General features: G+C 35.3%; 2 protein-coding genes. Both read right to left on the bottom strand.

What is annotated here, in order from left to right:
• A partial coding sequence (locus tag WH95_RS20080) for a toprim domain-containing protein (RefSeq protein WP_245623000.1) occupies positions 1-349 on the bottom strand: 349 nt, incomplete at its 3' end.
• A gap of 112 nt (positions 350-461) precedes the next feature.
• Positions 462-974 (bottom strand): dihydrofolate reductase, encoded by a 513-nt coding sequence (locus WH95_RS20085; RefSeq protein WP_086371372.1) that lies wholly within the window; start codon positions 972-974, stop codon positions 462-464.
• Between the last annotated feature and the right edge of the window lie 141 nt (positions 975-1115).

Consider the following 1115-nt stretch of genomic DNA (forward strand, 5'->3'; position numbering starts at 1 on the left):
GTGGGTATGGCCCGCTTTCTTGACCAGGTGCCAATACCCATCTTTGTATCAACTCCCCTTCCTGCCCGGCATCCCCGCAATTGATGACTTCAGAACAAGATGCTACCAATTTTTCAATAACAGCAAATTGCCTTTTTACTCCATCGTTATCAATTAGTTTAATGCCAAATTTTTTAGGTACAATTGGCAGATCTTCCAATTTCCAGTATTTCCAATTTTCTTTGTAATCATGGGGTTCATTCAATGTACACAGATGGCCAAAAGTCCAGGTTACCCAATAGCCATTTCCTTCATAAAAGCCGTTGTTGCGTTGTTTTGCACCAATTACTTCGGCAATATCTTTTGCCACAGAAGGTTTTTCAGCTATACATAAAATCATAAGGAGGCAAAGTTAGTAAGGTCGTTGAAGTTTTGAAACCGTTACATACAAAACATTTCAACAAAAACAGTAAGTTTTAGAGTTATTTACGTGTATATTTTTTTATTTCAAAAGCAAAAGCGTGTTTTTCATCAATACCCTGTTTCAGTACAGTTTCACTATTCCACTCAGATTCAGAAAATTTAGGAAAAAAAGTATCTGCGTCAAACACTCCATCTACTTGTGTGATATACATTTCTTGAAGGATGTTTCGCTGCATAACTTCTGCATAAATTTGTCCCCCACCAATGATGAAAACAGTTCTTTCGGTTTCATTTTTATAGAACTCTAAACATTCAGTAAGTGAAAAAAAGACATGAGCTCCTGGTGCTTGATAGCCGATTTGGTGAGTTAAAACGGCATTTTCACGATTTGGCAAGGGTCTAAATTTCTCAGGAATAGATTCATAATTTTTACGTCCGGTTATTACTACATGACCTGTTGAAGTTTCTTTAAAGAATTTCATATCAGCCGGCAATTTCCATAACAAATCGTTGTCTTTACCAATGCCAAAATTTTTATCCATGGCAACAATTAATGATAGTTTCATAATGATCGGTATTGAATAATTAATTTTTTATTTGAGGCATTAAGCACATGCAATAATTTCTCAATTGGTTTTTTCACCTTTTCTTTCAAATGTAACTCATCTGCAGTTTGAATCATACGTATAGGAAGAATAAACGCCCTTTTCACC

Origin of the sequence: Kiloniella litopenaei, from assembly GCF_000982415.1 — a bacterium.
GTDB classification, from domain to species: Bacteria; Pseudomonadota; Alphaproteobacteria; order Kiloniellales; family Kiloniellaceae; genus Kiloniella; species Kiloniella litopenaei.